This window comes from Ignavibacteriales bacterium (assembly GCA_026390595.1).
Lineage (GTDB): Bacteria > Bacteroidota > Ignavibacteria > UBA10030 > UBA10030 > UBA9647.
This window is the reverse complement of sequence record JAPLFQ010000025.1, coordinates 209190-234457: the sequence shown is the minus strand read 5'-3', so window position 1 is coordinate 234457 and position 25268 is coordinate 209190. Positions and strand designations below refer to the sequence as shown.

Annotated in this window: 15 protein-coding genes and 1 tRNA gene; 4 read left to right on the top strand and 12 right to left on the bottom strand. The window is 54.4% G+C overall.

The annotated features are described in order from the left end of the window. The first annotated feature begins 375 nt into the window (after positions 1-375). Complete coding sequence (locus tag NTU47_14855; GenBank protein MCX6135090.1) at positions 376-2361, top strand: PAS domain S-box protein; 1986 nt, start codon at positions 376-378, stop codon at positions 2359-2361. Between the two features lie 99 nt (positions 2362-2460). On the opposite strand, the gene NTU47_14850 is transcribed toward NTU47_14855, so the two are convergent. The 8 genes from NTU47_14850 to NTU47_14815 form a co-directional block, all read right to left on the bottom strand. Next, positions 2461-2757, bottom strand: a complete 297-nt coding sequence (locus tag NTU47_14850) for a helix-turn-helix transcriptional regulator (protein MCX6135089.1) — start codon at positions 2755-2757, stop codon at positions 2461-2463. Between the two features lie 357 nt (positions 2758-3114). Further along, positions 3115-4560 carry an ABC transporter permease subunit gene (locus tag NTU47_14845; protein MCX6135088.1) on the bottom strand — a complete coding sequence of 482 codons (1446 nt, stop codon included), beginning with the start codon at positions 4558-4560 and terminating at the stop codon, positions 3115-3117. Positions 4561-4628: 68 nt separating this feature from the next. After that, positions 4629-6053, bottom strand: a complete 1425-nt coding sequence (locus tag NTU47_14840) for an ABC transporter permease (GenBank protein ID MCX6135087.1) — start codon at positions 6051-6053, stop codon at positions 4629-4631. 55 nt (positions 6054-6108) lie between these two features. Continuing rightward, a complete protein-coding gene (locus NTU47_14835) occupies positions 6109-6843 on the bottom strand; it encodes an ABC transporter ATP-binding protein (GenBank protein ID MCX6135086.1) in 735 nt (244 codons plus the stop codon). 386 nt (positions 6844-7229) lie between these two features. Further along, the gene (locus NTU47_14830; protein MCX6135085.1) at positions 7230-8717 is read right to left on the bottom strand and encodes an NEW3 domain-containing protein; all 1488 of its coding nucleotides are present in this window, start codon (positions 8715-8717) and stop codon (positions 7230-7232) included. Between the two features lie 286 nt (positions 8718-9003). Continuing rightward, complete coding sequence (locus NTU47_14825) at positions 9004-9735, bottom strand: ABC transporter ATP-binding protein (protein MCX6135084.1); 732 nt, start codon at positions 9733-9735, stop codon at positions 9004-9006. Continuing rightward, positions 9732-11219, bottom strand: a complete 1488-nt coding sequence (locus tag NTU47_14820) for a DUF5687 family protein (protein ID MCX6135083.1) — start codon at positions 11217-11219, stop codon at positions 9732-9734. Before NTU47_14820 ends, NTU47_14825 begins: the two co-directional genes overlap by 4 nt. 99 nt (positions 11220-11318) lie before the next feature. Then, positions 11319-12041, bottom strand: a complete 723-nt coding sequence (locus tag NTU47_14815; GenBank protein MCX6135082.1) for an alpha/beta fold hydrolase — start codon at positions 12039-12041, stop codon at positions 11319-11321. Between the two features lie 289 nt (positions 12042-12330). Here NTU47_14815 and NTU47_14810 point away from each other — a divergent pair, with 289 nt between their 5' ends. Beyond that, positions 12331-12849 (top strand): redoxin domain-containing protein, encoded by a 519-nt coding sequence (locus NTU47_14810; protein ID MCX6135081.1) that lies wholly within the window; start codon positions 12331-12333, stop codon positions 12847-12849. 219 nt (positions 12850-13068) lie between these two features. On the opposite strand, the gene NTU47_14805 is transcribed toward NTU47_14810, so the two are convergent. The 3 genes from NTU47_14805 to NTU47_14795 all read right to left on the bottom strand — a co-directional run bounded on the left by NTU47_14805 (position 13069) and on the right by NTU47_14795 (position 20400). Beyond that, positions 13069-16752: a PAS domain S-box protein gene (locus tag NTU47_14805; protein MCX6135080.1), complete on the bottom strand. Its 3684-nt coding sequence runs from the start codon at positions 16750-16752 to the stop codon at positions 13069-13071. A 428-nt stretch (positions 16753-17180) separates the two neighbouring features. Beyond that, positions 17181-19790, bottom strand: a complete 2610-nt coding sequence (locus NTU47_14800; protein MCX6135079.1) for an insulinase family protein — start codon at positions 19788-19790, stop codon at positions 17181-17183. Between the two features lie 358 nt (positions 19791-20148). Then, complete coding sequence (locus NTU47_14795) at positions 20149-20400, bottom strand: hypothetical protein (protein MCX6135078.1); 252 nt, start codon at positions 20398-20400, stop codon at positions 20149-20151. 124 nt (positions 20401-20524) lie between these two features. Here NTU47_14795 and NTU47_14790 point away from each other — a divergent pair. Continuing rightward, positions 20525-20598 (top strand) — tRNA-Arg (locus tag NTU47_14790). Between the two features lie 265 nt (positions 20599-20863). Here NTU47_14790 and ltaE read toward each other — a convergent pair. Next, positions 20864-21898, bottom strand: a complete 1035-nt coding sequence (gene ltaE / locus NTU47_14785; GenBank protein MCX6135077.1) for a low-specificity L-threonine aldolase — start codon at positions 21896-21898, stop codon at positions 20864-20866. Between the two features lie 258 nt (positions 21899-22156). On the opposite strand from ltaE, the gene NTU47_14780 reads away from it, so the two are divergent. Then, positions 22157-25237: a T9SS type A sorting domain-containing protein gene (locus NTU47_14780; protein ID MCX6135076.1), complete on the top strand. Its 3081-nt coding sequence runs from the start codon at positions 22157-22159 to the stop codon at positions 25235-25237. Positions 25238-25268: the final 31 nt, after the last annotated feature.

Below are 25268 nucleotides of genomic sequence, written 5' to 3'. Positions count from 1 at the left end.
ATGTTTTTTTGATGGATCCAAGTTGCATCGGGGGCATTCTTCGACGGAGTTTACCCCGACGAAGGAGGGGGTCGCAAAAAAAGCTCCCTCCGCTCAGGATGAGAGAGTTCACGCTGAGCATGATGTGTTTTCGGGAGGCAAAGCTCGCGTATCTCGAAAGTCTGCGGCCAACCTCAACATTGTCTGCCACCTCCCTGGATGTCGCTCCCCCTTTTCGTTCTCAATGTAATCTCGAAAAAGCCCGGACCCGACCAGCTGAAATTGTAGAAACTACACGCATTGCTCAATCCGATCTGCTTTTCTCATCGAAATCTTCAAGATTTTGATGGCACCAGGTTTGCGCCTTTCCGTTCGCATCTGGAAAGGATCAATCGTATGGCAACTCCACCTTTGGTACCAAACAGACAACCGTATCAACAGCCGCTGACGCTTCTCAGCTTCGGCCGTGAAAACCATACCAGGACCGGCGCCGTCCATACGCCCGACCAGCAAGCCCTCCTGGAATCGGTCTGGGAGAATTCCGCCGAGGCGATGAGGATCACCAACGCAGCAGGGATCATCGTCGCGGTCAACGACTCCTACTGCAGAATGGTGGGAATGCGGCGGGAGGAACTGGTTGGAGAGCCGTTCACTGTGATCCTGGATTCTTCTGCTGATCCATCGGTTCTTCTTGCGACCTACAGCAAGCGATTCCTTGATCGCAGCGTCGAGCCGGTCATGAACCGGCATCTGCGATTGAGAAACCACCACGAGGTATTCGTTGAGGCGATCAACTCCTACATCAAAGGGACCGATGGTTCGACATTTGTGTTCAGCATCATCCGCAACGTCACCACCAGACGTATCGCCGAAAGAGCGCTGAAAGAAAGCGAGCGTAAGTATCACGATTTGTTCAACAACGCGGTGCAGGGAATTTTTCAAAGCACCGTGGATGGGAAGCTCCTCTCGGCCAATGCAGCGCTCCTCCGCATGCTGGGGTACGATTCCATCGAAGAACTCGCCTCGATCAATCTTGAAGAGTTATACACCAACCCCGCGGAGCGGGCTTCTCTGACGATGAAGCTTTCCGGACAGGGAGCATGTTCAAACGTCGAGCTCTCCTTGCGGCGCAAGGACGGGAAAACGATCATCGTACTGGAGCATTCGCGTGCGGTCAAGGACGCCGCAGGAAACGTGGTCTCGATCGAAGGGATCCTCGAAGACATCACAGAACGGAAGGAGCTCGAAGCCCGGGTTCAGGAGAATCTCTCTGCACTGCAGGATTCACGCGAGATGCTCACCCAGCTGAACCGGCAGAAGGACCGGCTGATGTCGGTGCTCTCGCACGACCTCCAGTCTCCGTTCACAAGCATCCTCGGATTTTGCGAGATTCTGCTCAACGATACCGAAAAGCTCACCGATGCCGAGCGGAAGGAGTTCCTCACGTACATTCGCAACTCAGCCCAGCAGCAGCTTGCGCTGGTCAAGAGACTACTCGATTGGTCACGGCTGGAAACCGGCCGCATCACGCTGGACATCCGCGATATCGACCTCCAGAAAGTCGTCAGGGCCAGCGTGCAGGCTCATCTCGGCACAGCGATGAACAAGGAAATCGCTCTCCGCTCGACCCTCCCAGCCGATACGTGCATCCGGGGAGACGAGGCGATGTTGACGCAGGCCTTCAACAATCTTATCAGCAATGCGTTGAAATTCACGCCAGCGCACGGGCTGATTTCAATCGATCTCAAGGAGTCGGCGGACGAGGAGTGGATACTCACAGTAAAGGACACGGGGGCCGGGATCCCGGCTGCTGATCTCAAGAGGCTCTTCAAGGTCGAGGAAAAGTACACCAGGGTGGGATTGCGCGGCGAGACAGGAACCGGACTCGGCCTCTCGCTGGTCGCCGAGATCATCAAGAAACATTCCGGCTCGATCACGGTCGAGAGCGAAGTCGGCGCCGGGACCACCTTCACGATCCGGCTCCACAAACTTGCGAAGCCTCAGGACGAGGCGGTGTTGGTTGTGGATGACGATCAGGGGGTACGGGTGCTTCACTCGCGCTACCTGAAGCGCATGTTCCCGGACGCGCAGGTGGTGCAGGCGTCAAACGGCAACGAGGCGTTCGACTACGCCAAGAAGTATCACCCCCGCCTCATTGTGACAGATTATTCGATGCCGGGCATGAACGGGTTCGAGTTCCTCAAACTCGTCAAACAAGATCCCGAGACAAAGGACATTCCGGTGTTCATCATCACCGGCAAGGATTCAGCGGACGGACGCGAGAGCCTCGTTCTGAGCGGAGCCGAAGCGGTCCTCACGAAACCGGTGTCGTCGAAAGAGCTTCAGGATGCTGTCGAAGGAGTCCTGGCAAGCAGGATATAGGAGTGACATGTATGGAGCGCGGGAACGCCGGCTTCATGCGTTCCCTGTTTCGGGGGCGACGACTGGTCGCCCCTTTCTATAGCGGCGGGAATCACAATATCATTTCCCGGGATTTTTCGCGCCCGACACGGGGTCGGAAGTGCGATCCTGGCGCTCAAGTTCTTCGACAAGATTGAAGAGACTCGAAAGCGACACGCCAAGTGCATCGGAGAGCTTTTTGATGCTGTTGAGTGAAGGATTACGCGCTCCCCGCTCGACGTCGGTGACGTACGTTCGATGCAGGCCGGACCGGTGAGCGAGTTCTTGCTGGGACAACCCGGCGCTGAGCCTTTGACCCCTGACCACAGAACCGAATCTCGCCTGAATCGTCCTCATGACTGTTCGTTCGCTGCGCATGGCTGCTCCCCACCTCACTGATGCTACGGTTCACAGAAATCGACACATGACTTCATGTGTACATCAACAGCGGCGGCATTACAAAGGTTCTCCGAAAATCGCGAAGATTGCAGCTCTCATGACGCTCACACGTGCGTAAAACCGCCTTTGTCGACAAAGAGAGACATGTCGGACCTATGCAATCTCAGCTGAAAATCATCAGTTATTGTTTGCGTCTTCCTGTTCAGATCATATTCATCGCACTTTGCGGAGTGACGAAAACGGAGAGGTTCGAAATCAAAAAAAAGGGTGCCAGCGATAGCTGACACCCAGACTCAGATTTGGAAACCGGAAAGAAGACGTGCTTCTACTTCTGATCTACCTCATATCGAAACGCAAGAAGGCCACGAAGGCCCCCACGAAGGCAAAAACATTGAACAGCGCCAGCAATCCGAGGTCAAACAGCGCACCAACCACCGACGTGCCGAATGAGTAGTCAGGATCCTTGAATTTTGGCATCTCGGAGACATCGATTTTAGTCGGCGTGGGTCCGACCATGGCAGCCGAAGATGAACCGCGGCCAACCGACATACGGAAATTCATTCCGCCGCCCCCCTTTTGCTGAGCGTAGGCTGAGTACTGCGCTTTATATTCTTTCATGGCGTCTTCGTAACGCTTCTTCAATGCGACATCGGTGCCGGAGAGCTTCATGGTTGCAAGCTGGAATTGCGAAGCCGGCGAGAGTTTCGCGAGAGAGAACGCCAGGAGCTCCTGCCCGCTTTTCTGATTGTAGTAGTCTTCGTACACCCGCGCCGAATACTCGGTGATCTGCTGTTCCATTTCCTTCCGCTTCGCTTCGTTTTCCTTCTGCAGCGTCGCGATCATGGTCTGCCGCTCCTCGGGCTTCATTTCCGCTCCTGACCTGAAGAGTTCTCTCGACCTCTTCATCAACGCATTCATCCCTTCGGTCCGGGTCTGACTCGAATAGCTTGCGAGCTTGCTCTCGATTTCGTCAACGGTCGGTACCGGCATTGCACGCCCTGCGAGCATCGTCGCTGCCTTCGGCACAATGAGCACTGCGCAAATCCAGACAACGAGCAGGATAAGGAACGAAACGCTGGACCTGTGTGTCAACGCGGAAACGAATACCCCCAGGAGCATGAAACACGTGGCATAGAGAATGGACGCGAGGACAAAGATTGCATATTGCCCCCAGGAGGACGCGCTCAGATTCACTCCGAGAAGAACGAGCAGGAGAACTCCGACAAGGAATGAGATCAGAACAGGGGCGAGGATTGCGAGCCAGCTTCCGACGAGTTTGCCCACAATATACTCCGCTTTCGAAACTCTGTTCGCAAAGACAAGCTTCAGCGTGCCGCTCTCCTTCTCGCCGTTGACAGCGTTGTACGTAAAGAGAATCGCGATGAGGCTCAGCACGATCAACACGACAAAAGTCGGATCGAGAAACTGAAACGCCGCAAGCATGGGGTCGTCTGAATACTCGCTCCGGACGAGCCGGACGTCCCGGTACGGTCCGATATCCGAATACCGGCCGATGTCGCTGTTTACGCCGTTGGAGAGGATCTCCATCGCTCCCGGTTTCCGCCAGGCGGAGGGGCTCACCATCATCCAGTTGGTTTGCTGGGACGCGAGATCCAGCATCATCTGAACGCCCTGTTCGTACTGGGCGGACCTGGCTTTGTAATGCGTGATGCCCAACCAGATACTCATCACAATAAGCAACGTGCTGACGCTGGCCGCGACAAGAAAACGTGTACTCTGGAGATGATCCCGGAGTTCTTTCTCAGCGATCGTTTTCCACATACGAATCCGTCCTTGATAATGAAGAAGTCACGAGGGACCAGAATGAGAAATCAAAATCGAACTGCGCATTAGCGCAGATCGAATCTCAGAAACGCAACAAACGCCCCGCCGAAGAACAGCGCATTCAAGACAACGAGCAAGCCTAGATCGAACAAGGATGCGGCGATGGTGCTCCCGAGCGGGCGGGGTTGCGCGACAAACTCGGGAAGCTCAGATGGATTCAACTTCTTCTGTTTATCCTCGTCGCTCTGCGTGCTGCTGAATCGCCTGATCACCACGCGCATATAGTCCGCCATCGACCCCGTTTTCGCCTGTATGAATTTCGCATAGGAATCCTGGTAGCGGTCCAGCTCCTGCAAGTACCGGAACTTCATCCCGACGTCCGTACCCGAAAGATTCATCGCCGCAATCTGGAATACGGCGGTCGGCGAGACCCTTGAGATCCCGAATGCCCACTGCTCCTGCCAGTCCTTCTTGTTTCGCCAGTCTTCGTTGAGCCTGCCATAGAAGTCCTGCCGTTCCTGTTCAGATGATTTCGTCACACTGTCCTGGTAGGCGGCGAATTTCGATACGAAACTTGTATCCATTCCCGTCGAACGGCTGCTGAACCACTGCTGCATCGCCGCCATCCGCTTCGTCATCTGGTCTGCGGTGAACTTCCGCTTCTGCGATTCGATCGCATCCATGCTGGGCACCGACGCAATCTGCGACGCCAGCAGGACGCTCCCCTTCGGAACAATGAGAACGGAGAAAATCCAGACAACCAGAGACAGCAGGAACGATACGCTCGAGCGCGTGACCATCGCCGAGATCATGATGCTGAGCGTGAGAAAGACGCCGAAACTGAGGAGCCCGGCGAAGATGAGCAACCCGAGCCGGATCCATTCGTCCCCGCTCATCGGCACTCCGAGGCCGAGCAGCATCAGGCAGCCGATCAACAGCGGCACGAGCAGCGGAACGCCGAGGGCGATCACGCTCCCGAGCAATTTACTCATGATGAAGCTTGCACGCGAGACTCTGTTTGAAAAGACGAGCTTGAGCGTCCCCGACTCCTTCTCCCCGTTGATCGCGTCGTAGCCGAAGAGGATCGCAAATAGACTGAAGACGATGATGACGACAAAGTTCAGATCGAGAAATCTGAACACGGCAAACAACGGATCGGCGCTGAACCGGCTGTTGATCAGGGTCAGCTCTCCCGAAGAACGCATGTCGGTGGTTCGGCCCACATCGTTCGTGACGCCGTTGACAAGCACTTCCAACGGCTGCGGTTTCCGGAACACCCGGTTCTGAACCTGCCTCCAATCGGTCGCCGCGGCAATGGATGCGGAGTTCGTTGCCTTTGCGGCTTCATATTCCCGCATGCTTTCGTGGTAATTTCGTACTCCCACGTAGAAACTGAGCAACACGAGAACCGCCGCGGCAGCAAACGTGATGGCGAATTTCGTCGAGTAAATGATGTCACGAAGCTCTTTTTCGAGGAGAATCTTCAACATGGCAGTGCCTTTATCATTCTATGGATGCCCGCGACAACATCGGGTCTGGGAATCATCAAGCGGCGACTTTGCCCTGGATGTAATCCAGGTACAGTTTTTCGAGGTTCTCGTGTTCAAGCTCCGCCCGCGTTTTGATGGCGAGGAGCTTTCCTTCGCTCATGATGCCGACAGTGTCCGAGATCTCTTTTGCGCGGAAGATATCGTGCGTGCTGATCAGAATTGCACGCCCCTGTGCGCGGAGTTGATGAAGGATGGTCAGGAATTCGTTCGCCGCTTTCGGATCCAGCCCGCTCGTGGGCTCATCGAGAATGATCGCCGGAGCTTCTTTGACGATCGCGATGGCGAGACCGACCTTCTGCCTCATGCCTTTCGAGAAGCCTTTCAGCCTTTGCTCGAACGCCTTCTCCTGCAGTCCGACCTGTCGAAGCACACTATAGTAATCGTCCTTCTTGAGGTTCTGTCTCCCCCCCAGGCGGGCAAAAAAGTCCAGGTTCTGCCGGGCGGTGAAATTCGGGTACAACATCACCACGTCGGAAAGATACGCGACGTGCTGCTTGGCCGCGAGAGGATCTTTCGTCACGTCAATCCCGTTGATGAGTGCGGTCCCTTCGGTCGGATTCAAGAATCCAAGGAACAGGTTGATGGTCGTCGTCTTCCCGGCGCCGTTGTCCCCCAACAGACAGAAAATCTCCCCCGCTTTGACGGAGAACGAGACGTGATCGAGCGCGCAGAGTCCGTCTTCGTAGACTTTGGTCAGCGTCTGCGCTTCAAGTATGTTGTTTTGATCCATGAACGATCCTCTTGACTGATTGTGTGTAATGTTGGATTTCTACTCTTGGATCCCGCTTCGCGGGGCCCATTGCTTTTCATTTTCTATTATTCTCTTTCGTCAACCCGCCTGCTGTTCTTCGACAGTTGTACTGTCGAAGAAGGCCCATGCTGGCGTTAGACTCCAGAAGTCCTGATGAGTTAGTCGAGGGGCTCTACCTGCCGTATTCTCGGGCACAGGTGCCTTGCTCGACGAGATCGACGCCTTGAGCGAGATCCGAGAGTGGAACTCTGGCATGAGTTCAGTCCGACAGTTCAACTGTCGGACAACGGGGAACAATCCTCTTGACTGAGTGTGGTTATCAGTGATAATACATTGAGGAAATACTAAGTACGAATATCGGAATCCTAACGTTTCGTGAGACGAATTCCGAACACGACAATGCCGATGACCAGGCCGACGATGAGAAGTACAATTGCCGCTGTGCCAAAGACGCTCGCCTTGGCCGAGACCTGTATGGTGACGGTCTTCGGCTCGGCTTCGAGCGGCTGGTTATCCGATCTGCCCGTAATGCGGATGCGGATGTCGTACTTCCCCACACCCACATCCTGTGCCGGCTTGAAGGTGAAGCTGATCCGTTTTTCTGCCGAAGGATCGAGGCGGTCCAGCGTGTTCGGATCGATCACCTTCGTCCAGTTCAACGGCAGATCGGCGTCGACGCGAATATTGTCGAGCCACCGGGAACCTTCGTTCACAATGTCCAACGTCATCGAGACAGTCTGATCCGGATTGATCTCATAGTACAGTTGTTGGGCCCGGATCTGGAACTGACCGATCCCGCGCGGAACCAGCTCGAGCTGCGCGTATCCGATATTGAGGGCGCGCACTTGCTCGATGGTCATGTTCTTGGAGCGGTCGATGCGAATGCCGCTGTTTTGGGGAATGGCAAAAACGTAGAACTTGATCGGTTGATCGATCTTGAGCTCTTCGTTCGCACGCGCAGGCAGCAGGACGTTGAGGGAAACATCCTTCGTGTTCACCCCCTGGGTGTACTTCACCTGCGTCAGGCGGGCCTGCGTCAGCGGATCCTGGAAATAAACGTTCAGCTGGAGCGGAAGATTGGCAACTTCGAGCCGGAACGTGTTCTCTGTGCTGGAGAAGAGTTCCATCCTCATCCTGTACGTCGCCGTCGATGCGAGCGGTGCCTCCTGGCTGAACTGCTCCGCAACGATCGCCACACGGTTGGAAGCGGCGTCTTTCTGGAAATAAATCTTCTTCGAGTCCTGGTTCTGCGAGTAGATCAGGCGAACGGTCGCCACGTCGACATCCTGAAGCAGCGTGAACTCGATCGTCGGCGGCTCGCCGACCTTGAGCGCTTCGATCTTGATCTCGTACGGCTGACTGATAATAGCCCCCTGATCATTCAACACCGCAACATAGACATCCGTAATGACGTCAGGTTGCACAAGGGAGTAGAGTCCTTCCTCGATGTTCAGGAGCCGCTTGATCTCACTCGTCCCGCTCGTCATGTTCGCGATCGTGAGCTTTACCCTGCGCTGTCCATTGGGGAGCTGTGACTTCACAGCTTTCTGGATCGCGATGTACCGGCGTTCGTAGATGACCGCCAGGAACGACTGCTGGTAATTCACTTCGGTTTCGCGAAACTGACTCTCAATCCGCTGCAGATCCGCGGCTGAGGCTAGGCCTTTGTCAAAAAGGGCCTTCTGCCTCTCGAAATCAGTTTTGGATATGTTGTAGGCAGCGAGTGCGCGTTTGAGACCGAGGAGCTTATACTGGTCGTCCCGGGGATTGAAGTTTGACCCCTGCTGGCAGAACAATGCGAGAGGAGCCGAGAATAGAAGGGCGAACGAAAGAAGCGCGATGAGAAACTTCATAGGATTGGTCAGAGAGCTTGTCATTGGTATGATCGCATCGAGTGGAACAGTGGATTAGACGGGGATTCCTGCCGGTTGTTCCTCGATTTCCGCGGGGCTACTCAGCCCCCGCTGCAGGAAGGGCAACTTCTGCCGACGTGCGCAGAAAGATAGGAAGAATAGATGTGATTTCCCAAGCTCAGAAGGTGCGTGAGGAGTTCATTTTTCCCCATCTTTTTCTTCGTGCCTTTTGCGCCAGAGGCGCACGAGCCTTTGGCTCAGCGTCCTTGTGGCAAAGTGAACGGAGTCAGTCGGCATGAACCGCGAAATACGCTTCCAGCTCTTTGAGCGTATTTTCGTTGGTTTCCTTGTCGTTGATGATATTTCCCTTTTCGAGAACGACGATTCTCCTGCAGACTTCGGTAACGTGGTTCAGATCGTGGCTCGAAATAAGTAGCGTCACGCCCTTCTCGTTCAACTCTTTCAGAATTCTCTTCAGACGGATCACTGACGACGGATCAAGGTGGGGGAACGGCTCATCGAGGATCACCAAGGCCGGCTCCGGCAGGAGAGCGCCGACAATTCCGACTTTCTTCTGATTCCCCTTTGATAATTCACGTATGAACTTCTTCTTTCCAAGGATTTCACCGCCGAAGAAGTCGGCGTAAGTCTGGATTCTTGCACTCGTGGTTTCTTGTGTAAGACCGTGAATGCTGCCGATGAAACCGAAATACTCTTCCGGCGTGAGGAAATCAACCAGAAAGCTCTCGTCAAGATAGGCCCCGGTGTAGGCTTTCCAGTGGTCGCTCATTTTCACATTCTTCCCCCGCGAGTGAACAGTCCCGCTGGCCGCTTTGATAATGTCCACGATCAGACTGAAGAATGTCGTCTTGCCCGCCCCGTTATTCCCGACGAGTCCAAAGCTCTCCCCTTCCCCGATTGTCAATTGAGGTATGTTGAGAACTGTAACCTTGCCGTACACTTTGGTGAGATTGCGGGCTTCAATCATCGAGGTGCGCTCCGGAATCGAAGGGATCATAGTTGTCTGAATCCTTCCGCCATGATGTATTTTCTTCGCTCAAATTGTCTCGTGAGAAGCACGAGGATCTGATTGTGGAAGACAAATCCCAGCACCCCAAGCACTCCAAGGCCGAGAAGACCGGCCTGCCCTCCGATCAACCACTGGAGAGTAAGAAACGGGACCGCCACAACGATCATAAGCACGAATATCGCCACGAACTGATTCGCTCCCTTCCCCTGGGTGCTGAACACGCTGCCGCTCAAATCGAATCTGCTCTTGTTAAACGTTGACAGGTAGAGGAAGTAGAACGTTGAGCAGCCGATGTTGAACAGAAACATGAGACTGTTCACCACGAACACTCTCATCCCAAAGTAGATGTAGAAAAGAGATAGAATGTATACCAGCGTGGTGACCAGCAGCATGAGATAGTACCGCGCTTTGAGATATATGAACATGTCTATCCTGTTGGTCAGGATCAGGCTGAAGTGTCTGCTCTCATAGCAGAACGTTGTGAGTCCGTAGGACATGATGAAGAAACCGGTAATAAACGTACCTACGAATATCAGCATGAACTCCGTAAATGCGGAACCGATGTTGAAATGCTCCATCCGGTAAAACAGCAGCCCATAGAACACCATGAGGAAGGGCATCCAAAGACTGATGCGCGCTCGTTTGTTCCGCATCATCAACTTGAGGTCCAACGAAATGAGCGTCCCGATTTCGCCGAATCCGCCTAGGAGCGGGAAATGTTCCCGGAACGATTTCGCCCTGCCTCCAGCCACAAGGTCTTCGAGATACAGATGATCTATCAGAAACCGGAGATTGATGCCATAGATCGCTGCCGAGGCGAGAAGCGGGACGGCGGCGAGAAACGGGTGGTGGAGCACTGAACCGAAGAGCTGAGCGCTGAGCAATTCGAACGATAGAACCTGGAATTTCTCAAGGAGGACAATCGCGACAAGAACGCCAACGGCGAGAACCGTTTGTATCGGATGTGTGAAGAACTTCATCTTTGAATAGTTGGCAAGGAAGGTGTTGAATACCAGGAGCGAAAGCAGTGAAACGAGCCAGGCGGTGGAAGCAAGGAAGGGATGAATCCTCAGCACACCGGTGAAGAAGAACGGAATAAGGATAAAGAGCGGAAGGAAGTTGACCGCAGTCCCCATCGTCTTCACGAGAACGAAGTGCGCAATTCGTTTCCGGCTTACGGGCTGCAGCACATATTGGCGGGCCGTAATCGACCGCAGCTTCTGAAAAAAAAGTCTCAGGATAAAGTCGATGCCAAAGTAGAATACCAGCACACCGTCAACAAGGTCGACGGAATCGCTTCCGGGAGGGAGGTTCCGGCTGAGGATGCGATCCAGGAAAAAGCCGAGGAGCAGAAATTCCAGAGCCACGATGAGCATCAGAAGTCCAAAGATGATGTTCGCGGCGACTTTGCTCCGGAAATCGCTGGATCTTCTGATGGATTTCCACTGATGCTGAAAAAGCCAGAGTGTCATGTTATAGAAGAATCATGAACTGCATTGAGTCAAACTCCAGCGTTACAAGACTCGACCGATTGCCGGGACAGGCACGGACAGCGCTCCTCCCGCGGGGACTCACCTGCCGCTGATCGTGATGAGGATTGAAGCCAGTTCCTGCGGAGCTGAGAGAAACGGGGAATGATCCGTCTCAAGCGTGTGAATTTTTCTGCAGGGGGAGTTTGCGTGCATCTCCCTCTGGACGCCGATAGAAATGGCCCGATCGTGCGTACACTCGACGTACTGGCGCGGCACCCGGCCGTACCTTGCCTCTGTAAGCTGAAGCGGAGTCATAAAAGGCGCAAGAGCCTGTGGCACCAATCGCGACTGAGCAGAGGACGCGTCGTTGAGCGAGCAATTCGTGTAGAACGTTTGACGTATCATGCCCTCGGCTACTCTGGCACTCACCTGGTCCTGGGCAACAACCAGGTTTGGCATTACCAGCGCATGAGAGTCACGCCCGGCTACTCCTCCAAGGGTTTCTCCATTCCGGAGCAGAAACGCGCAGACGTACACAAGTGACTTGACCTTTTCCGGGCGTTTCTCCGCCGCCTCGCTGATGACGAGCCCCCCCATGCTATGGCCGACGAGTATTACCGGTGCGGGCTGCTGGTCGAGCAACGCAACGACAGAGTCGGCGTACTTCTTTAACGTGATTTCTCCAACCGGAGTCTGATCCCCGCCATGCCCGGGCAGATCCGGAGTGAGCACCGGATGCCCGCTTTGCCGCAGTAGCTGAGCGACCTTGCTCCAACACCATCCGCCGTGCCATGCTCCATGGATCAGTACAAACGTGCTCATCGTTCACCCCTCATCAGCTTCCGGAAATCGATCCTTGCTTCAGTCGTTCACGCTCCAAATCGACGAGCCGAGCCCCTTCAGGGCCGAACCGCAAACGCCGTTTCCACGGCGTGCCAAAAATAGGAAACTCCGGGTTCATTGTCAACTTCGAGATGCGATGTGCGAACAGGGAAATTCCTGACGGGAACACATCGCGCGGGACCTGAAAGTCGGGAGATTTTTATTAGATTGTCTGAGAGTGATGATACCGAACCCATTTCGCAGCCACCAACATTCTGCCGGAGTTCTCATGAAGAAAACCATGCTCTTGCTCGCGCTCATGTGCATCGCCCTCACATTGTTTGCACAGGCTCCTGACACCACAACCCTGACGAAAGTTGGTCAAGCGGTGCCGGACTTCAACGTGACGACGCTGGATGGAAAGGTTTTGAAGATCGCGGACCTGAAGGGCAAGGTCGTTCTCATCAACTTCTTCGCGACGTGGTGCGGGCCATGCATGGGGGAGATGCCGCACGTCGAGAAAGAGATCTGGCAGCAGCTGAAGAACGAAAGCCTTGTTGTCCTGGCGATCGGACGGGAACACTCGAAGGAAGAGCTGGTCAAGTTCAACAAGGAGAAAGGATTTACGTTTCTCATCGCCCCCGACCCGAAACGGGAAATCTACAGTAAGTTCGCAAAGCAGTTCATTCCGAGAAACTATGTGGTTGGGAAAGACGGAATGATAGTGTTCCAATCGATGGGATACGCGACTGAAGAGTTCACGAAGATGGTTGAACTGATCAAGTCGCAGCTCAAGCCAAAAGTGTAGCAGCCACCTCGGGGAGTGCGATTGGGTTTGCGCCTGCCATTTCAAGCGGATCGGATTGCAGCTTTCAACGCGGGGACGAAGAACCCTCAGAGAATCGGTGAAGAAGATTTTTGACAATCCCTGCAAACCTCAGCGATCTCTGAGACTCTGCCTCAGAAACCACAACACAATACAATTTCCCCTTCTGGCGATTGCGCCAGCTCCTGAGACAGGGAATACCTATGATTTCTCTGTCGAAAAATGCCGGTGCAGGAGTCTCGAGAGTTCATCCAGACGGAACGGTTTTTGGATCTTGTCTGTGAACCCATATTCCGTTGGATTCGCAAGCACCGGATCGTTGGAGTAGCCGCTGGAGACAAATGCGATGACGTTCGGATACTGCTCTCGCAATTTCCGGATTCCCTCCTTCCCTCCAATTCCTCCGGGCACGGTCAAATCCATAATCACCGCATCGAATGCCCTTCCTTCCGTGGAGGCCGAATGGTAGCAATCGATTGCCTCCTGACCCTCCTGCGCGCACACCACTTCATACCCCAGGCTCTCGAGCATGTCCTGTGTTGTCTCGCGAATGGACTCCTCATCATCCATCACGAGGATACGCCCCTTCCCGATGTGCTTCGTGACAACCTGCGGCGCCTCCTCGACGATCGTAAGCTCGGATGCGGGAAGATAGACGTGAAACGTCGTCCCCTTATCCTGCTTGGAATCGACCGTGATTGTTCCGTTGTGTTTCTCGACAATTGAATACACAGTCGTAAGTCCTAGCCCGCTCCCCTTCTGCTTCGTTGTAAAGAACGGATCGAAGATGCGCGGCAGGATGTTGGGGGGGATGCCTGTTCCAGAATCCGTCACAGAAAACCGTACGTAGTTGCCGGCGTCGAGAGGGACACTGCTCTCGGACGTGAGGCGGACGTTCTGTGCGGAGATTGTAATTGAACCGCCAAGCGGCATTGCCTGCTGAGCGTTGATGACCAGGTTGTCGATTACCTGACCGATCTGGTTTTCATCGAAATCGCACAGCCAGAGATCGCTCTCCAACGCAAAGGCCGGTGAGACGCTTGAACCACTCAGCGCGAACAGTGTGTTTTCTCTGAGCACAGGCGCGATGGAACCGGTTTTCCGGTTTGGAGCTCCCCCTTTGGAGAACGTGAGCAGCTGCTGGGTCAGGTCCTTCGCCCGATTGAACGTTGTCATCGCCTTCTCGATATAGCGTTTGGCTTTTTCATTCGGACCGCTGTGATTCTGCGCCAACTCGAGATACCCGAAGATACCACCAAGCAAGTTGTTAAAATCGTGCGCGAGCCCCCCTGCGAGTACGCCTAATGACTGCAGTTTGTCCGCGCGCTGCATGTTAGCCAGAAGCCTCTGCTTCTCGGTCGTATCGCGGAACACGAGCACCACGCCGATGATGTTGCTCTGTTTGTCGAATATCGGTGCCCCGCTGTCTGCAACGACGATCTCGTCTCCGCTCCGGTTCACGAGCACAGTATGGTTCGCCAGTTCGATGACCCGTCTTGTTTCCAGGACCTCTTCGACCGGGTTCTTTCGATTCTCGCGTGTATGTTCATCGATGATGCGGAACACTTCGCTCAGGGGTCTTCCCACCGCTTCATCCAGAGGCCATCCGGTGAGGAGCTCCGCCACGCGGTTCATCAGGAGGATATTGCCCTGGAGATCGGTCGTGATAACCCCGTCTCCGATGCTTCGCAAGGTTACCGCCAGGCGCTCGCGCTCTTCAGAAAGCGCCTCTTCGGCCCGCTTTCGTTCCGTAATGTCCTCGACGACTCCGTCGTAGTAGAGCGCCCGTCCTCCCTCATCGCGCACGACCGTGGCGCTCTCTCGAACGAAAATAACCGTGCCATCCCTGCGCCGCCAGGCGCTCTCAAGCCCTTTGATCGTTCCATCCCGCTCAAGCTTCTCCCGGAATTCAGACCGCGGATAGTCCGGATCAAAATCCTGCTGCTCAATGTTCTTCTGCATGAGCTGGTCAAATGAATCGTAGCCGAGCATTTCCACGACAGCAGGGTTCGACATCAGGACACGACCGTCCGGCGTGGTGCGATACAGGCCCACTGTTGAGTTGTCGTACAGGCTCCGGAAACGCGCTTCACTTTCCTTCAACGCCTCCTCCGCTCTCTTACGTTCCGTAATATCGCTGCTCATCCCTACCAGTCCAACGACGTTGCCGGCAGAATCCCGCAGCGGAACCTTTGTTGTCAGGTGCCACCGGGGCTCGGCAAGCTCCTTGTCGTACGTGATCTCCTCCCTGTCAATAAGCGGCTCGCCCGATCGAATCACCTCTTGCTCATCTTCGAAAAACCTGGAGGCCTGATCGCCGGTAAAGTAATCAAACGATCGTTTCCCTATCACTTCATCCTGACTCGTGGCACCAAGCGAGCGGATATGTGCGAGATTGTTAATCACATACCTGCTCGAGCAGTCTTTGATGTAGATAAAGACCGAGTCCGGCAGGCTGTCGATCAGCGTGCGAAGAAGGTTCCGTTCCTGCTGGAGGGCCTCTTCGGATTGTTTTCTTTCAGTGACATCTTCAAACACCCCAAGAACGCCAAAGATCGACCCGTCTTCTGCGACCAATGGAATTTTTGTGGTATCAATCCAGCGCCCCGGACGATCGACGTTGTTCGAGCGGTGGACGATGTGATGTTTTGGCCGGCCACTCTCGATCACCCCCCGGTCATCTGCACAGTAGGCCTCGGCAATGTCATGGGAAGGGGTCAAATCATAGTCGTTTCTACCGATCACCGCACCCGGAGTGTGGAAGCGTGTATCGCGGGCAAAGGCCTTGTTGCACCCAAGGAATGTGCCATCGCGGTCTTTCCAAAAAACCGACTGGGGTATCGTATCCAACACCTGTGCGAGCATCGATTGCGCCTCCTGCAGCCGCTTCTCCGAAGCCTTGCGGTCTGTAATCGTGCGCACGAAAATTGTGAAGCCTTCGATCGTTCCGTCCACGGTTCGAATCGGCGTATAGACCTCTTCATTGATGGCGGTGCCTCCATTCGCAGTTGGAGAGGAAGACTCCAGGGTCACTTGTTCGCCCTTGAGCACCCTCCCCCCCGCCTCCAGCACCACCCTCCTTCTGTGTTCTGGAAGCATATCCTCAAGCGGCATTCCCACAAAGGGTGTGATCTTGTTCAACTTCTGGACACGTTCAAACACAGGTTTGTTGAAGGCCATCACGTTCATCTCATTGTCGACAGCGACAATCAAGTCCTGCGTACTGTCGAGAACCGACCTGAGAAGCAAACGGCTCATGATTGCTCTCTCTTCGGCTTCTCTGCGGGAGGATACCTCGATTTGCGAATCCCCGAGCGCTTTCGTCAACGAGCCCGTGATGAAAAGTTGTAAGTACCAAATGAGTACCAGAAGCGCCGTGTAGTTGAAAAAGAGAGAGTACGGCGTGATGGTCGATGATGATTGAGGGAGAAGACCGTTCGCCTCAAGAGACGCAAGGCCAAAGGCCACTAGGATCGTCGCGGCCACGGAAACAAACAGTGCTTTTCTTCCCAGAAGGACAGCGGCCGCGAGTGAGAGCACAGCGAACAATAGGAAAACCGGGGACCTGAGCCCTCCGCCAGTCAAACATAATGCGGTTGTCATGAGCCATCCTGAGCCTAGCATGGAAATCGCCGCCACCCGGAGTCCGACCCTCCCAAGGAGGAGGTGCGCGGCAAGAGCGATCATCACGCAGCCGGCAAGGATGAGCGCGTACCGGGTAATGTTCGATGAGAGCACAAGACTGCCTATGAAGTTGATTCCACCGCTGAGGACAATTGCCCAGATGGAATTCCGCAGCAGCGCCACCAACCTCGCCTGATCGGGTTCAGGATTGTCGGGCGATCTGAATACAAATTGAGAGAATTCCTGAAGTTGCTTCTTCATGGCTTCATCCGATCGTTACTTCCCCTTTTCCGGAATTGAGGGGACTTCAAGGCTGAGCGGGATTTTTATGATGATGAGATTCGACTAATTTGGCAAAAGTGTCAATACGCTTTACAGCGTATTAATCACATGGTCCAGAGAATCATGCCTGGAAAATGAGGCGTTTCCCGATAAATCATGCACTATGTGATGAGAGTCGATAACGGGAAGCCGGGGAGGCGGAGGAGAATTTCGGGAGAGCGAGGGGCCATGCGAGGGTCACTTACGAGCGACCCGTGCTGGCTTGTTCCCCCACCCCGCGGTGTAGTCTGAGGAACTTCAACGGACGTGCTCAGGGAACGATTTGAGTTCCCTGAGCGGCCCCTCTTGGCAGATGCGAGGGTTGCTTCTTTCCAAGCCGTGCCCGGCTGGCACAAGCGGGTCGATGTTCAACGTACGATAACGAGCAGAGGAGAAGTCACTCGCATGTATTTCCGGGCAACATTCTTGACGTCAGCGAGTTTCGCATTTTTCAATTGTTCAAGGAATCGCTGGTCGTAGGTCTCATCATTGTGGAAGTAGACCGACGTGCCGAGATAGAAAGCCTGATTGATACTCGAAAGCCTGCGGAACATCATTCTCCCAAGGTACATGTTGATCGATTTTTCCACCTGGTCCTCGGTCAGCGAGTCCAGCACTGACATCTGGAAGAACTTCGGATACTGAGGCACGAGCTTATCCACATTTTGGGGCCTCGTACCCTGCGACACAAAGAACAGCGCCTTGTCCTGGATGATTTCCACACCGGCGGACATACCGTATGCCATTCCCTGTTTCTCCCTGATGTCAAAGACGATATTGTCAGACAGAACAAGCGAGAGGGCCTGCAGGAAAGGGGCATCGGCCGGGTCGATCTTGTTGATGGCTCCCCAGAATACGTACGACCGCTCACCGTTTCCTGCTTTCTCGATCTTCACAGGCTGATCGTGAGAAACAAACGTGGGAGTGAAAACAGGCGGCTCCTCTTTTGTTGGCGAGAAGCCAAACTGGTTGAACAATGAATCGATGCTCTCCGGGGCGGCTGGCGAGACAACCGAGATGATCATGTTCGAAGGCTTGAAGTACTCCCTGGCGAACGCGGCCAGACCATCGTACGTCAGCACGGGCCGCGGCTGAGGAACTGGCTCGGGCGCGTACACGACCGGTTTATATGTTTCATCGAAGAGCTTCTGAGGTTTGTTTCCTCCCATCAACATCGCTTCGATTCCTTTGTACTTCTCAATTGCCTTCTTGAACTCATCCTCTGTCGGCACGAAATCTTTCAGCTGACCATTGAGGTACCTGATTGCCCCGGGAATGTCGTCGGCGAGGCCTTCTACTCTGACATACCCGAAATCGGGGTGGAGATAAATATCGTCCATCGGGATAAACGGATTGTCGTTCACGGTAAACGTGAAACCGAACTGACTGCTCGCTTTTCGATTCGCGTCGGACTTCAGCCGCTGGTCCAGGCACTCATGGAGAATCTTGGAAGCCTCGTTGCCAAACTTCGCCTCAGACGCCGACTTGTGTTTCACCAGGTAATGAACAGCGAGCAGCTTGCTCGCCTCGTTCTGCGCTACGATAAGGTTCTTGCCGGATGCGTCATCGCGGAAGCGCCTCGTCAGTCCGGCTGCCCGGGCCTTTGCCGTGTCCTTCTTCGCCGAGGGGGCCTGGATAAGGACCATAGGATGGAATCCCAGTTTCAGCGTTGCGAGTTCCCCTGCTGCTTTGATCAATCCGTCGCCGGTATACGATCCAAGGACAGATTCAATGCCGCTCTTCGCGATGCCGTCGGCGTTGTAGATTCCGAACATGTGCGGCTTCTCGATATTCCTCGCAAACTCCGTTCGTGCCTTCGTCACCTCGGACTTGACGACATCAGGCGCCAATGCGAAATTCAGTCCGGCCAGTTTCACCGACAGCGAGCTCACCACTGCATCAAGATTGGTCCCGGGTTTCAGAATGATCGCTGCCTCGAAGAGGCTGCCGAGATGCGAGACGCGCGTCGAGAGTTTGACAGATTTCACGTTCTTGCCGAACTCAGCTTTCACAGATGACTGCAGTGCGTCCTTGTTCTTTTCGATAACGAACGACAGCAACTGATAATACTCGGACGGTTTGGACGGAGGGAGCTGATACAACGCCTGAAGGACAACGTCCTCGCCTTCATAGAATCGGTGATACGTTTCAGAGTTTGGAGATCCCGTCAACGAAGGGATCTGAAAGCCGGTTGCCCATTCCAGGTCTTCCTGACGTTCGACACGCCCCGGCCGTGCTTTGCCATAGATTTCCTGAACAAGAGAGAGCATTGCGCTTGTCCGGAAATTCCCGATGACGCTGAGGATCATGTTGTTTGGGACGTAGTTGTTCTTATAGAACGAGTTGACGTCATCTCTGGAAAGCGATTGAATTGTGGAGTAGGTACCGAGCGTTGGCAGTGAGAGCGCGTGCCCCCGGTAGAGTATGGATAGAGTGTTGCGTTCGAGCTGTTCCTGCGGGTCGGCCAGGCTTTTTGAGATCTCTTCCAGGACTATCCCCTTTTCCTTCTCAAATTTGTCTGTCGGAAGCGTCGAATTGAAGAGCATGTCCGCCTGGAGTTCCATCCCCTTTTTGATGTTTTCGGCCGGCGTGACCATCATGTAGTTCGTATAGAATTCCGCTGTGGTCGCATTGTTGTAGCCGCCGATCCGATCCACATCGTCGTACAGCTTTTTCTGCATGCGCGATGTCGTTCCGTTGAAGAGCAGATGTTCCAGCATATGGCTCATGCCGCTGGTTGAAAACGTCTCGTAGGCCGAGCCGACCTTCACGACGACGTTGGCGCCGACCATCGGGAGGGCCGGATTCTCGATCAGGAGGACCTTCATGCCGTTGTTGAGCTGGTAGACAGAAACCCCCTTCGGCAGCATCTGTAGGCGCTGCGCAGAATCGCCAGGGACCACGGCATTTGCATGTGGAAACGCCAAAGCTCCATTGACTGTCAGCAAGACGACAATTGTAATAAGAATTCTTCGCACGATCGATATCTCCATGAGTGAAAGAATGTGAAGATTTGAGTGACGTTGGGACTCTTCAGACCTCTATGAACATACCCAGGCGTTCGCGGAATGTCAACCGATTCCTGCGATCGACGAAGGAATGATGACGAAAGAAAAAGCCCCGGTCACTCTCGCCGGGGCCGCGGTGCAGCAGCTCATGTGTCTTCCGATGTTCCCGAAACAAATGTCTCGCGTCGAGCAATCCCGAGCTCCGGCCCACCTCAGCACCGTGCTGCCCGGAAATCCCTATGATCGATGCCTCCCAAAAACCTGATTCACTCGACTTCGCTCCGAAGTCCAGCCCCGCATCCAAACCGGCCTGCATGCGCCGACATCCTCAGTCGCGGCAGCGCAATTCCATCGTCATCCCAACCACGGCATCATCAGCATTCGGCCCGGTGCCAGTTGTTTTTTCGCCCACATACCCGTATCTTTCAATCGCCAACACGGCCTGCGACAGTTGCCGTTTTGAGCCTACCCGCCACAACAAGATCAGTGAGGGCAGGCGGGCGTCCCGATCTCCATTGCGAATCGCTGAATTGATCGGGATCTGTTTTGCTGCAATCGGCGTGACCCGAAGGATACTCAATTTCAGACTGGAGTCGAAGAACTGTCGGGATCTGCGCTCTTGTCATAAGCACCAGTGACGAAATCGTCGGCCTGGGTTCATCCCCCGAATCGACAATCGAAAATCGGCAATCGAAAGTCTTTTTGCACCCATAGCTCAATTGGATAGAGTACTTGACTTCGGATCAAGTGGTTGGGGGTTCGAGTCCCTCTGGGTGCACTACTGAATTTCGGATTGCGAATTGTCAATTCCGAATTGATCGTTGGCAATTGACAACTAGCCCCGGAATTTCGCTTCCCCATCTGGAACATCATCCAAATCGGCAATTCACAGACTCTCGTCCCCACGGTATTTCCACAACCCACTCGACATCAATAGCCAAGTCCTTCTGGGTGCACAATGCAATTGCGAATTGTCAATTTGGAATTGATGACTTCTTATTCATTCATTTCGCAATTCCCAATCCGCACTCCGCAATCTCCTTTCAGTTCTTCATCACCTCCGCAATCGCTGCCAACACCTTCTCAACGTCCTTCGCCGTTATCCAGTAGTGCGTGACAAGCCGAAGGTCAGCCAGAATTCCCCGCTCTTTCAAACGGTCGAGCATGTGTGGAACAGTCACTTTTGCTGAAGGGGCCAGATGGAAATAGACCATGTTCGTTTGCGGCGACTCTGTCTCGAGTACAATTTCCGGGATGCCGCGCAAACCATCGGCCAGGCGGCGGGCGTTTGCGTGGTCTTCCTCTAAACGCTGGATCGCCGTCTTCAACGCGACGATTCCAGGGGCAGCTACCACACCCACCTGCCTCATCCCTCCCCCCACCTGCTTCCGATTCCGCCGCGCTTCGGCAATGAACTCCTTCGTTCCGCACAACATCGACCCGATCGGCGCGCAGAGTCCCTTTGACAAACAAAGCATCACCGAATCGGCTCCTCCGACCAGCGTTTTCATCTCCACCCCATACGCAATTGCTGCATTCGCCAGCCGTGCACCATCCAGATGCAGTTTGAGACCCCGGCTATGGGCCAGTTCAGCAACACTGCGCGTGTATTCCGGAGTCAGCACAACACCGCCGCAGGAGTTCTGTGTATTCTCGAGGCATATCAGCCGGGTGCGTGGATAATGCACGTCGTCCTCCCGTATAGCGCCGGAGATATCCTCCAATCTCAACGTCCCATCCGGCTGATTCGGCACATGGTTCGCCTGTATGCCGCCAAGCGCCGCCATCCCGCCAACTTCGTGTAGAAAAACATGCGACCGATTTCCCATGATCGCTTCGGTTCCACGCTCACAGTGTGTAAGCAATGCGACCAGGTTACCCATCGTGCCGGAAGCCATAAACAGCCCGGCCTGACAACCGGTCATCTCCGCCGCCATTTCTTCCAGCTTGATAACAGTACAATCATCTCCGAACACATCATCCCCGACATCTGCATCTGACATGGCGGCTCGCATGGCGGGCGTGGGATGTGTGACGGTATCACTTCGCAGATCGATCAGACCATTTTTGAAACTCATTGACAAATCCTCCAGATCAGCATTGTCAGACGGAAAGATCCCGGCTTGTGGATTGAAAGCAGAGTGTAGGCTGTTGGGTGCAATATGGGACCTTGCGTGAGGAAAGCTACCGCACTTCGTTCTCAAAATCAACCAGACGATGGTGACTCCTGTTCCGCATTGACCTGGACAATTCTTGCGGGAGAATGAGAATAGCTTTATACTGTGACATACGCAGCACCGTTCTCTTTTGCAGCCTCACGATCCCGGGGTTCACCTATGACACAACGATTCCTTCTTTTTGTCTCGTTCGCGCTCCTCACGCCGCTCTCACTTTTGGTTGGGAGGCAACGCGCAACAACCCTCATTCCCGGCTTCTCGATCAGTCCCTATTTTAGCGAGCAAGTCACCACCTTCAAATACTATCCTGAGGTGCGGATACACATCAACGCCCCGGCCCCCGATTCGTTCGATCCGTCGAAACCGACAGCCCTGATCTTCTTCGCTCTCCCCAACGGCAACACTATTGAGCAGACTGTCGGGAAGCAGCTGCTGCCGGGCGATGACTGGCACTTCGATATTCAACATATCGGGGCGCAGAGCCGGTTTCTGCGGAAGGCGGTCAAGGACACCAACATCGTTACCATTTATCTCGAGGCAAACGCATCCGCGGGTTCACTTGCTTGGTCGACCTGGAGAAACCAATACGCCAACAATGCCGCCATGATCAAAGGACTCGTCGATTCGATGATGACGCTGTTTGCCTCGTATCACCCCTATGTCGTTCTCTCCAGCCATAGCGGAGGAGGAAGTTTTACCTTTGGTTACATGAACAGCGTAACCTCGATACCGAACGAGGTCCGACGGATCGCCTTCCTCGACAGCGACTACAACTATGATAACTCGTACGGCGCGAAGCTCCGGCAGTGGCTGGATGCCTCACCGGAGCATTTCCTCAGCGTCCTCGCGTATAATGACAGCATAGCCCTATTGAACGGCCAACCGTTCGTGAGCGCGACGGGAGGGACGTGGTACAGAACCCGGATGATGGCTGCTTACCTCTCGGGATTCTATTCTGTCACGACGACAGTGAGCGACACGTTTATCACCTGCCGTGCGCTCAACGGCCGCATTTCCATCATCCTGAAACAGAACCCAGCACGCGCAATCCTGCACACAGTGCAGGTCGAGCTGAATGGGTTCATGCAAACGGTTCTCTCCGGCACGCCTCACGAGGAGCAGGGATACGTATACTACGGACCGAGGGCTTACTCGCAGTTCGTGCAAACCGGCAAGGCACTCCCGAAACTCGTGCAGATCCCGGCCCGGCCGACGGGCTCCATGACCGGCTCGCAATTCATGACCTCGGTCAATTCCATGACGTTCGATCAGCGTGAATCAGAAATCTACAAGGAGATTTCAAAGGGGAACATTCCCGATTTCATGCGCTATCTCAGGAAACTTCAGTCCTCTTTCACGGATGCCAGCGGTGTCGCACATTCCGTGATCTACGGGGTCATGCCTGACTATCTCTGCATCGGCTCAAACGAAGATTTCTGTCGAATCCCGATGGGACCGATCACCGCTCAGAAGCTGGCCAACCTATTCGGGGCAACCATGCCGACGCCGAAGATCGTTGACGACATCTACCTCAAGGCCGATGTGAAACTCGCACCTGTCACGTACACACCTGTCGGGAACCAAAATGAACTCGTTTCGAAATTCGTCGAGCACAACAGTGCGATTGAAGTCCAGCGGACTGCAACTGGCAAACCACTTGGTTCGATTGTCGGCGGCACAAAGAAAGATGTTGTCCTCAGCAATAAGATCACTGATCCGGCAAGCGCGAATCACGTTGTGATCTACGGTTGGCATCAACTGAATGGGGTCCCCATCCAGCCGGCCTACAGCGGCCACATCAACTCCTACGTGGATTACAGCCATGGCATACGCCTGATCAACAACGAGATGCTGGTCGACAGCGTCGTGATGACGAGCGGGCAGATCCTGACGAACGCAACGATGTACAAGATCCTGAGCAATGAGACCAGCCCGATGTCCCAAACAAGTTATCTCAAGGATAACTCAATTCCGGCGGTGCCGAAATCTTTGGGGATAAGGCCGGAATCAGGGACATCCCTGCGCCTCGTCATCAAGCCGGACTCATCTGCAGCGCAGTACGTTGTCGTCACTGGAAAAAACGGGACGACCTTTCCAGACTCTCTCACATTCGCTTCGGGGAACATCGTCGTATCGAATCTGCAGAAGGACTCCCTCTACTTCATCAAGATCAAGGCCGTGAACCTTATCGGCGCATCGGCATTCTCTGAGGTTCTTGCGGGGGTTCCATCTTCGACCCAGCCGCAAACGCTGGTTGTCAACGGATTCGACCGAGCCTCATCCAACAACACGCGCGATTTCATCAGGCAGCACGCGGGGGCGTTCATGGCAAACAAGACGCCAATCGCCTCGGCGACAAATGATGCCATTGCCGACGGATTGTTCTCCCTCGGAGATTACACGATCGTCGACTACATTCTGGGAGACGAAAGCACGGCGGATGAAACATTCAGCGCAGCGGAACAGGCGAAGGTAAAGACATACCTGCAAAACGGGGGAAGACTTTTCGTTTCTGGCTGCGAGATCGCGTGGGACCTCGACGCGAAAGGGAGTGTCACAGACAAAGACTTTTTCAACAACTATCTGAAAATGAAATACGCCGCAGATGCCCCCAACGGATCATCTTCCTCAACCTATCAGGCTGAAGGCCTGACCGGGACCGTCCTGGCGGACGTGGGAATCATCTCCTTCGATGACGGGACGCATGGGACGTTCGATGTTACGTGGCCGGATGTCATCAGGCCATTCTCCGGCTCTGTAGGGTGCGCGAAGTATGCCGGCCTGGACACATCGTTCGGCTTCAGCGCAGTCTCTTTCCAGGGGATGTTCCCTTCAGGCATGAAGGAAGGCCGGCTCGTCGCTTTCGGGTTTCCGTTTGAAACGATGTATCCTGAGAGTATTCGCACCCAGGTGTTTGCGAACATCCTGAAGTTCTTCTCAACGATTTCCGCTATTGGGCACGGGGACGCGTTACCGGAGGGGTGTCTCCTGTTTCAGAACTACCCGAATCCGTTTAATCCAACAACAGCGATCAGCTATCAGCTGTCAGCCGTCAGCTCCGTGGCGCTGAAAGTGTTCGATGTCTTGGGCAGGGAGATCGCGACCATCGTCAGCGACAAGCAGCAGCCGGGCACCCACATCGTCCAGTGGAACGCTTCTCATGTGCCAAGCGGCGTATACTACTACCGCCTGGAGACAAACAACGTGTTCCTGACGAAGAGGATGCTCGTCCTCAAATAGCCCCCCTTGGTGATAAAGGACTTTCCTGCGG